Raw genomic sequence first — 10,375 nt, forward strand, 5'->3', positions numbered from 1 at the left:
GCATGAAACCCTCTCTCTGCTCAAAATGCAGAGTGAAAATCAGGACCAGAAACCAGAAATCAGGCGCAGGGGTAATCAATCAAGGGTTCTTCGAACCCTCCAGGTGGCCCAGGACGGCCGGTTACCGTCAACATCAAAGAAACCCGGCTGCTTCATGAGCCATCCCCCCCCAATCATCACACAAGGTATGGAATCACAGCCACCAATTCAGAGCCAAGGGGTTTTTCGAACCCTCCAGGTGGCTACCAGATTGATATCCAGCCTCGACATGTTGGCGATTCATGATCCGGAGTGAGGAGGCTTTCCGAATTCTATTTTTCTGACTGAGCCGGGTTATGGATTCCCGGAAGAATTGCTCATATAATTGATGAACATGTTCCTAAAGCGTTCATTGTCGATAGCTTCAATGAGATCGACTATCGGCTCTCCGACATTCGGACGTCTTGCCTCTGGCCATGTCAACATTGCCCCATAATTCGCTCCCCGATCTAGGTCGATATCCACCGCTACTGATTCATGACGCTTTACAAGCGTGTTGTCGAGAAAGACTGCAACAACCGCAGGATCCCATAGGGGAATACCTGGCTTCGTATTCCAATTCTTCATGTAGCGTCCCGCACGGCTTTCCGAACGACCTATGGTGTCGAGGATATCCTGCGTCAGACGGACCTCACTACTTGCCGGACCGGTCATCATCACGATCCGTTTCCAGCCGGCATGCAGCGCAATAGAAGCCGCTTCCGGATCCCACCTAATATTGAAGCCAATCCGCGGCGCGTATCTCGATTGCTCGGAAAACGGGTCTCCGTCCTGCTTCGACTCGCTGCCGCTGCTGCCCAGAAGAATCAGCTCCCGCGCCGACGAGGCAAAATGTGGATCGAGCGCACACGCTATGGCGATATTCGTCGCCGGCCCTAGAGATATGATCGAGACGCGTCCGGGATTCTGATGGACCATTCGCACCATGAAAGCTGCTGCGGTCTCGTGAATGGCACCCGTCGTCGGCATTCCTTCTCGGATTTGCGGCACGATTTCGGGCATATGAAAAGGCTCACGCTTTTGGCCGCCTTCGGAAGGCCATGCCTGCGTCATGGCCCCCGCATAACCAAGTTTGCCGTACAGACTTTCCCATTTCCGGGTGAGCGCCAGATTATTGACAAGCGGCCATACTGCACCACCGACGACCGGTACGTCCGTCCTGCCGATCAGTTCTAGCAACCGAACTGTATGAAGCTCTTCCTCCTTTTCCCACCCATCGCCACTAACCACGGTAATGCCGATTACTTTTACGCCCGTATCTTGCAAGGCAAACGCAATCGCGCCGGTACCTTCGCTTCCAGCACTTTTGGCATCTTGATCGATGATGACAAGCCTCGTCGTATCGGATGTTGACGCTCTTACCAAGCCGTATCGCAAATCAAAAAGCCCAAAAGCGAGCAGTGTAATCGCCCACAGAACTGTTTTAACGGTCATGAGGATAACTCCTGTCACTCACAGAGTATTTAGAAATTACTACTGATAGTCATGATCGCCGAAAATCCCGGTTCGACGTAATATGTCGGAGCGGGCCCGGCAATTTTACCCCCAGTTATACCGCGCGTAGGGCGTGCGTTGGTACGAAACGCATACACTCCGGTTCTCTGCGTCGAATAGTTCATGTTCTGCTATCAGAAGATAGTGGAGCAAGCCCCAAACCATCGTCGTCCATGATAACTTTCCTTAATGACGCGGCATAAGATCTATTATTTATTGCAATTATACAGAAAAATATAAAAGTTTTATCTCTAATCCACATATAAAACAACCTTTCCAACAAAGTGAATTTTTTCTATATGCTAGATATCTCAGAAAATTTATTCTGTAGTTTTCTATATAATATTTTGGATCTTGATTTTATGCATTCTTCGTCAACAGTGAGGAATTTCCGATTTTCCATAATTATATTTCCATCGACAATAACAGTTTTGACATTTCTACCTGTAGTCATAGAAGATAAAGCATGTAGTTCATCATCACAGAAAAAATTATCAATACTGTCGCTTTCACATAATACAATATCTGCACATTTCCCTACTTCGAGAGAACCAATTTTGTGTTCAAGTCTTGCCGCCCGTGCACCGTTTCCTATCGCAAATTTCAGCATATCTTTATAATCAATGGGCATTCCTGCCAGAAAAGGAGTTCCATATTCAATGGCCTGACCCAACACGGCATAATGCGCAACTTGAAAAAGATCTGAATTACCACGCGAAGCAGAACTTCCTGTACCAAGACCAACCATTACTCCTCCTGTAACCATTTCATAAAACCTATGCGGAGATATAAAATAATCTTGATAGGCACAATGTGAAGCTGATACGTTACTCTCCATATACAGTTGCAAATCATGATCATTAAGCATTGCTGAATGACCAAGGTGCATTCGATGATCAAAAATACCAAGTTTTTTTAAGTAAGCTGGCGGTCTTAAATTATAATTATCAATAGTATAATCTATTTCATAAGTACCCTCTGAAAGGTGAGTATGAATCGTCGTATTGAGTTGGTTAGCAAGATGCCACATCGAGACCCTAAGATCTTCAGAATTGACAAGAATCTGACGCAATGAAAGCCATGCATTAACTCTTGGGTGATCAGACCAACGCAAAACGAGTGCTTCATTTTCCGTCAGACACGCCTTAGTACTCCGAATATGACTTTTAGGTAGCAAGCCTCCAGGACCATCTTTATCGCATGTATTAAGTGCAATTATGCCACGTATACCAACATCATTGGCCGCACGACCCATTTCATCAGGGTGTGGGCCTCCAGCCTCCAGAAAACATGTCGTGCCGGAACTAATCATCGACATATAATTCACCATACCACTTAGATAGTAAGCGTGAGCTGCTCCCCACACTTGCATTTTATGGGCTGGATTAGCTCAGTTCATTCCGCAGCATTTCTTGTACTTTTTACCGGATCCACAGGGACATGGGTCGTTTCGTCCGACTTTTGTTGACATGGCCTGGATGTTGGAGAACTGGTCCTCGGAGTCTGACAGGCGCGCGGCATGGAGCGTCTGCACCCAGTCGGGGATGAGATCCGGTGCGGCTTCGTTCAGCAGGGCGGTGAGTCCATCGTTGCTGTTGGTCGTGACTTTGGTCATGGCGATGAGCCTGCGCAAACCGGCAAGAGCGTAGAGCACGTTCTCATCGGGGTCGTGAAGCAGATCGTTCCATACGTCGGGCCGCAACGCCATGGCACGCTCGAAGCCCTCAATCCACACTTCCCAGAGTATTTCGCCATGCAGTATGTCGATATCAAACAGGGGCGCATAACGCCCGCGATCGAGATCACGGAGCACGACGTTGTAATGACGCAGGATCAACCGGAGATCGTTCTCGTGTTCGAGAACAGGCTCCCCCGCGTCTTCGGGATCAAGCGCCACGGACAGCCATTCTGAGGGCAGAATGATGTCGGGGCAGATGACGACACCGGCGAGAAACCCGTCCAGTTCGCTCAACAGCATGGCTGTCTCAAGCCGTACGAGGACGCGTTCGAGCTGACGGAGATAGGGAGGGAGTTTTGTTTGTGGCGGCATGCTACGGTAGCGCAACACATCTGCCAGCCCGGATCAAGACTTTTCAGGTGGCCTGCGGCTTTGCCTGGAGCGACCAGTTCCAGGGCAGGAGGTCATCAATCTGATGCATTGGATGACCCCGGGCAAGGCGATCAAGCACATCCGCCAGCCAGCGTTCCGGGTTCAGTCCGTTGAGGGCGGCGGTGGTGAGCAGGGTATAGAAGATCGCGGCGCGTTCTCCGCCCCGATCTGATCCCAGAAACAGGAAATTCTTGCGCGTGACCGCGATGTTCCTCAGACACCTTTCAGAGAAGTTATTGTCGATGGAGAGGCGTCCGTCGCGCGTATAGGCGCACAAACGATCCCAGCGTTTCAGCGCATAGTTGAACGCCTTACCCAGAGCGTATTTGCTGGAGACCCGTGCTTTCTGGGCTGTTGCCCAGATATGGAAATCCTTCAGGATGGGAACCGCCCGGGCCTGCCGGACAGCCAGGCGCTGGTCCGGTGGCAGCCCTCTGATCTCGCGTTCGATATCATAGAGCAGGCCGATCCTGGCGACAGCCTCTTCGGCCAGAGGGGCTGGCTGCGTGGCGTAGACATCGAAAAAATAGCGGCGCGCATGGGCCATGCAGGCCACCGGCCGGATTGGTGAGGGTTTGCCGTCCTTGTTACCAAAAATCTTTTCGTAGCCCGCGTATGCATCCGAGTGCAGCCAGCCAGCGTAACGCTCAAGATGAGTTCGAGGCCGCTCCCCTTTGCGGTCGGCGCTGTAACAATACAGCATCGCCGGCGGCTCGTTGCTTCCCCATGTGGCGGGATCGTGGCCGTAGCACCAGATGCGGGCTTCTTTCGTTTTTCCCCGCCCCGGCGCCAGCACCTTGATCGGCGTATCGTCCGTCCACAGGACGTCGCGGCTCATGACGTAGGCCTGAATGCGATCGCGCAGCGGCTCCAGCCACCAGGCCCCATGTCCGATCCAGTCGGCGAGCGTGCTGCGATCGATCTCCACCCCATCACGCGCCAGAATCGACGACTGCCGGTACAACGGCAGACCATCCCAGTATTTGGCGACGATCACGCTCGCGATCAGACTGGCAGAAGCGCGTCCTTTCTCGACCGGCAGATCCGGCGCAGGCGCCTGGAAAATCGTCTCGCACGACCGGCAGGCCAGACGGGGCCGCACATAGCGCAGCACCTTAAGGGGGGCGATAATCTTTTCCAGAACCTCGGTGACGTCCTCGCCAATACGCACCAGCCCGTCGGGATTGCACTGCCCACATGCACACACGATGGTGGGGGCCAACTCAATCACCTCACGCGGCAGGTGATCGGGCAACGGGCGACGGATCGCCTTGCGGCGTGGCCTGGGTGTTTCGCCCTTTTCGCGTTCTCGGGCCGCCCGTTCGGCACTGGCCTCGGCCAGCGTCTCCTCAAGGTCGTCGAGCACCAGTTCGAGTTGGTCCATCTCTTTCTGGTGACGCTCGGATTTCTGCCCGTATTTCTGCCGTCGCATCAGGGCCAGCTGTTCACGCGTACGCTCAATCTGTAACTGTAGGGCCGCACAGCGATCATACGCGTGCGCCAGCTTGTCCTCAGCGACCGCAAGCTTCTGCTCCGCAGCACTCAGGGCATGCCGCGCGGCCGCGAGTTCAGCCCGGAGCGCAGCCAGTTCTTCCATCTCATGTGGGGGCATACTGGACATGCCCCAATCCTATCAGATAACCATGGTCAGTACAAGATAGCTGGCCCGTCAGCCAACCACCTGTGGCCTTGCTGTCCAGGCCGTGGCACGCCAGTCAATGGCTTCAACAAGCATCGCCATCTGACCCGTCGTCAGGGACACAGAGCCATCTTTGGCCAGGGGCCATACGAACCTTCCGGACTCAAGACGTTTCATCGCCAGGCACATGCCCTGCCGATCCCAAAACAAAACTTTTATCGTGTCGCCTTTGCGCCCACGGAAAATGTAAATCGACCCATCGTGAGGATCCCGACCCAATGTCGTCTGCACCTGCAACGCCAGGGAATTAATCCCGCGCCGCATGTCTGTCACCCCACAGGCAAGCCATATCCTGACCTCTCCAGAAGGCCAGATCATGGCCGCACCAGACCAGCAACCAGCCGACACACCGCTTCGGGATCAAACGCCCAGTCCGTCCGGATGCTGATGCCGTTGGGCAGAACAATCTCGACGGACGCCATAGGTGACACCTTCCCGGGCTGCCGTGCTGTCAGAGCCGAACTCCCAACATGAACAGGTATGAACCCCTCCTCGGCAGGGAGTCCCATCAAATGCTTGCGCCAGATATAAAGCTGCGCCGGCGCGATCCCATACTGTTCCGCGACAGCCCTGCGGCTTGCTCCAGGAGCGAAGGCTTCCGTGAGGATGCGAACCTTTTCCTGATCGCTCCAGCGACGACGACGAATGACACGGCGACGGATTTCAATCTCCTCGCGCGGTCCAGCCACGTAAGAACTGGTCATATAACTGTCATTACGACCAGTCATATGACCATCAATAATACCTCCAGCACTTAAATTCTTTGCCTCCAGACCATCATCGTGTGTCATGGCATTCGTCCCGTTGTGGAAATCGACAGAATTATCCATCAATTATCCACCCAAACGCTAGGTGGGGAGCAGCTCACGCTTACCTTAGATATACGTCTTCTGGCTCTAGTAAGCTTTCGAATAAGATAAGATTTCTCTTCCAGAAAGGACCTTTTTTGTTGCTTAAACTATTGTTCCCCATAAAAAATTTTTGAGCTGTGTGACAATGAGTATCTATTAATCCTGGCATAACAATCATTCCATGTGCGTCGATTGTTTTTTTTGCTTTAAATTTATTGTTACTTTTATATGTTGGGCCAATCCAAGTGATCTTATTCCCAACTATTGCGATTGCATGATCTGTATACACAATGTTATCTTTTGAAAAAGTTACAATATCGGCGTGTATTATAAGAATATCAGTATTGCAATCATCAGACTTAAAGAGGGTATCTGCGCGCAACAACTTAGGTTTATTTGTAGAAACCGCCAAAGTTGCAGCTGACGCAAGAATATTTCGACGTGTAGTCATGATTATTTTTTTTTTTACATTTTTCCATTTTCTGTATTCCTAACTGGAAAATATATTTAATAAGGAGTGTTATTTTCTCTAAGAACCGTATGGTAGCGTTTCATTAGATCTTGATATTGAGCGCTAACAGATCTACGCATTTTCTCAATATCAATAGTTAAAAATTCTCTATTTTTCATAATGATTTTTCCATTAACAATCACTGTTTGAACATCACGCCCATTACAATTTTGGCTAATAGTCACAACTGGATCAACGACTGGAAACTGATCGTGATCTTCAGCTCCAATCAATACGATATCCGCGTATTTTCCTACCGCTAGACATCCGAGGTTTCGATCTAATCTCGCTATTTTTGCACCATTTCTAATACATACGCTTAAAGCTTCTTCGTAACCCAAGCTTGAAGAATGGTATGGAGTTCCCGAAACAAGGGTTTGTCCCAATACAGCAAAATGAGCAACTTCAAACAAGTCCAATGTGCAACGACCTCCAGGTCCGTCGGTTCCAAGTCCAACCGGAATATTCTTATTTAGCATCGCTTTAAACCGATGAGGGCCGAATCCATAGTTACCAAATGCACAATGGCATGCTGTAGCTTTCGACTTCGAGAATATTTCTAAATCATGATTTGTCATTAAAATAGTATGAGCACAATGTAATCTAGAATTTAAAAGGCCTATATCAGAAAAATACTCAGTTGGTCTACGATGAAATTGCTCCATAGCATAGTCAACTTCATAAGCACCTTCTGATAGATGGGTATGTACAAATGTGTCTAATTCGATAGCAAGATGCGCTAACCCTTTTCTTAACTCCTCTGTTGATACGATGAGTTGTCGTAGTGATAATGATGCTTTTACTGTTTCATGTTTCTCCCAGCGCCTGACAAGCGCCTCATTCTGTTTGAGTGCTTCAGAAGTTGACATGCGGTAAGCCTCTGGGATACTTTCATCGAAATCCATAGTATTCAAAGAGACATAACCTCGAATTCCAACATCACTTGCTGCTCGTGCCATTTCGTCAGGATGCGGTCCTCCTGCTTCCATAAAGCAAGTTGTTCCAACACTAATCATCGAAGTATAGCCTACAAGGCCGCTATAATAAACATCTTCTGGAGTAAGACCTGTTTCAAAGGGTATATAATAATTTTTCCAATGAGGGCTTTTGGAAAGATGCTTACGATGTATCGCAGCTAAACTTCCTCTAAGAAGCTGTTGCCCAGTATGGTAATGTCCATCGACCAAACCGGGCATAGCTATCATACCCGATGCCTCTATAGTTTCTTTTGCAATAAATTTGGTAGGAAATTCTTTTTTAGATCCCATACAAAGAATCTTATTCTCTTTTATAGCAATATATCCATCACGCAGTACCGTATTATCCTTATCAAAAGTTACGATATCGCATCCCTTTATTAATATATCAATATTTTTTTCGTGTTCCATTTTTTTTCCTTTATTTATCGATTGTTTTATTAAAAATCGACTGAAATGCTGCCAGTCATATTAAACCGTGGCATAAGGTAAAAGTTAGATCCAGTTCCACCTGACATCGTCGTTCCATAAATACCTTTCACAGTCCTATAATTGGCAGCTGGTGAAAATATTCCTGTACGAACAAAAGAACCAGTTATATTATTGAAGTTCATTTTGAATACTGGTTTGTGTAATAGCCAGAATGAAGGAAATCTATATCCGATAGCAATGGAATCAGTTATATAGCCTGGTATTTTTTGATCATTCATGAATGTCGCGTACTGTGACCCTGTATAATGGATACCTACATTCCCAAATACGTTCCCATTATCGTAAGTCAGACCAAAATTTGCCATTATTGAAGGAGCTTGAACTGGCCTTAGTCCTTTCGTAGGAAGAAGATCACCTTGAGATGGAATATTTGAGTCCTCTCGTGCGTAAAGATATTCAAAAGAAGCATATGGGCTAAAATGGTGAATAGATGGAGTTGATATCATCAAGTCAAAGCCACGTGCAGTTTGATTGCCTGCATTAATTGTCTGCGAAATTTGAGCTCCATCGACAAAATTTGTTACTGATAATAAACGGTTTGTAATACTGTAATTAAAAAGAGAAAAATCAATTATAATATTTTTGTCTAGGTATCGGTAACCTAATTCTTCCTTAATTGCATATTGTGGTTTAGCATAAGATGGTGCACCAGAAATTTTTCCGTTTGTGATCCCATATGTAAGAAGGAGGCTAGAAGCGTCTGGTAGACGAAAATCTCCCTCAGCATTTAGGTATACTTGGTGGTGCTTATTAATCATGTAGGAAGCAGAAAGTTGTGGCAATGGCACAACATAATTGCTTCCATGGCGATCATTCGTAATTCGATTATGCGCCCACTGATTGATCATTGCTAACTTAAAGCCAGCAGAGATGGTTAATTTATTTTCTAGATATTTAGAAATATGCTCAATAAACAGTGCATGAGTTTCATACCCTGCATTATTATCCCTATTTCGATAGGCTTTTGGTGAATACGAATTATCAACAATATTATAATTTATACCTGTATAATTAAGATTAGAACCAATCCCCCCAAGTGTTTCTACAGTATTGGCATCAGTATAATTATACCAGTAACCAAACTGCAAATGATTGTGTTTGTCAACTTGAATATCAAATTTAGCAACAGCACCAACATTAGGATTATCTATATTCCATGGCGATATATATGGTGTTGTTTGTCCGGGACGTAACGCATCACTCCCTCCTAACGCTACCGGAACGGATTGAGCGCCGTAGTAAGTGCTCCCGCCAGTAATATTACCATAGTGATTTCCAAAACTGCGTAAATCGAAATAATATGGCGAAATATTAAGTGTTATTTTTTTTGACAATACAATATGAGTTGGTGCAGTTAAAAAAACTGTTTCTTGATTGTAACCAGCATTTTTATAATAGCTCGATGGGTTTTGGGGATTATATTCTTTTGCGTAGTTATAATTTGTGTATGATCTATTATTTTTTTCCGCATTAAATGCGGCCTCCCTGATAGATGAATACCAAATATTATCTTGATGATTCCAACTTAAAAATAGCTTTATATTTGATCCGTTTTCAAAGTCTTTACTCATACCAAAGTCAATATGTTTGCGATCTGCTGTCCCTGGTCCATTCCAGTTACGGGCATGAGCATGAGAAAAAGAGATATATGCACGGGGTCCATTTTTGCCAATATCACCCGTGTTGATACGGATAAATTCACGAGACAGATTATTTGTACCATAAGAAAAATCTGTCATACCACCAAACTTGTGACTCGGTGTAATGGTCTGCTCATCCATAACTCCAGCAGCCGCGCTTGTTACGGGCAGGTCGATTGCTACAGTAGCTGGTGTAATTGAAACAGATTTTATATTCTCGGAGTCAACATTGTTTGCTAAATATTGGGCAGAGGATGCAGGAATTCCGTCAAGTGTAATTGCCATATCATTATCGGTTAAACTGCGGCTTAAAATATTACCACCTCTCATACCAGACGAATCAAAATTTTGAACACTAACACTTGGTAGATTTTTTACCAAGTCAAGCGCTGTACTGGTGGGACTTTGCATTTCAATATAAGGCTTGGTAACGGTTTGAACACTGGAAGCACTTGTTTCATGTCTCATCATGCCACCTCCGCGTGTCTTTATTCCTGATACATTTATAGCCTCTTCTTTTGCTTTACCGGTGCTGTCACATTAACTCTGACCTGTGATAGTC

The 10,375-nt window shown here is 46.9% G+C and carries 10 protein-coding genes; 1 reads left to right on the forward strand and 9 read right to left on the reverse strand.

Annotated elements, in window-relative coordinates; translation table 11 throughout:
- Positions 1–295: hypothetical protein (locus AD944_RS17210; protein WP_211263321.1), on the forward strand; the 295-nt coding region annotated here is incomplete at its 5' end.
- 38 nt (positions 296–333) lie between these two features.
- Here AD944_RS17210 and AD944_RS02025 read toward each other — a convergent pair.
- From AD944_RS02025 to AD944_RS16170, 9 genes are all read right to left on the reverse strand, one after another.
- A complete protein-coding gene (locus AD944_RS02025) occupies positions 334–1,473 on the reverse strand; it encodes a nucleoside hydrolase (RefSeq protein ID WP_052427263.1) in 1,140 nt (379 codons plus the stop codon).
- A gap of 355 nt (positions 1,474–1,828) precedes the next feature.
- Positions 1,829–2,851 (reverse strand): amidohydrolase family protein, encoded by a 1,023-nt coding sequence (locus AD944_RS16160; RefSeq protein ID WP_169794936.1) that lies wholly within the window; start codon positions 2,849–2,851, stop codon positions 1,829–1,831.
- 72 nt (positions 2,852–2,923) lie between these two features.
- Positions 2,924–3,583, reverse strand: a complete 660-nt coding sequence (locus AD944_RS02035) for a UPF0149 family protein (RefSeq protein ID WP_045543297.1) — start codon at positions 3,581–3,583, stop codon at positions 2,924–2,926.
- 43 nt (positions 3,584–3,626) lie between these two features.
- A complete protein-coding gene (tnpC, locus tag AD944_RS02040) occupies positions 3,627–5,264 on the reverse strand; it encodes an IS66 family transposase (protein ID WP_052427265.1) in 1,638 nt (545 codons plus the stop codon).
- 48 nt (positions 5,265–5,312) lie between these two features.
- Complete coding sequence (gene tnpB, locus AD944_RS02045) at positions 5,313–5,660, reverse strand: IS66 family insertion sequence element accessory protein TnpB (RefSeq protein ID WP_045543298.1); 348 nt, start codon at positions 5,658–5,660, stop codon at positions 5,313–5,315.
- Positions 5,657–6,133 (reverse strand): IS66-like element accessory protein TnpA, encoded by a 477-nt coding sequence (gene tnpA, locus AD944_RS02050; RefSeq protein WP_169794937.1) that lies wholly within the window; start codon positions 6,131–6,133, stop codon positions 5,657–5,659. The genes tnpB and tnpA overlap by 4 nt, the downstream gene beginning before the upstream one ends.
- A gap of 79 nt (positions 6,134–6,212) precedes the next feature.
- Positions 6,213–6,644 (reverse strand): amidohydrolase family protein, encoded by a 432-nt coding sequence (locus tag AD944_RS02055; protein WP_045543299.1) that lies wholly within the window; start codon positions 6,642–6,644, stop codon positions 6,213–6,215.
- 56 nt (positions 6,645–6,700) lie between these two features.
- Positions 6,701–8,092 (reverse strand): amidohydrolase family protein, encoded by a 1,392-nt coding sequence (locus tag AD944_RS16165; RefSeq protein ID WP_082741320.1) that lies wholly within the window; start codon positions 8,090–8,092, stop codon positions 6,701–6,703.
- A gap of 29 nt (positions 8,093–8,121) precedes the next feature.
- Positions 8,122–10,284: a TonB-dependent receptor gene (locus tag AD944_RS16170; RefSeq protein WP_082741321.1), complete on the reverse strand. Its 2,163-nt coding sequence runs from the start codon at positions 10,282–10,284 to the stop codon at positions 8,122–8,124.
- Positions 10,285–10,375 lie beyond the last annotated feature (91 nt).

The sequence above is a fragment of the Acetobacter tropicalis genome (assembly GCF_001580915.1).
GTDB classification, from domain to species: Bacteria; Pseudomonadota; Alphaproteobacteria; order Acetobacterales; family Acetobacteraceae; genus Acetobacter; species Acetobacter tropicalis.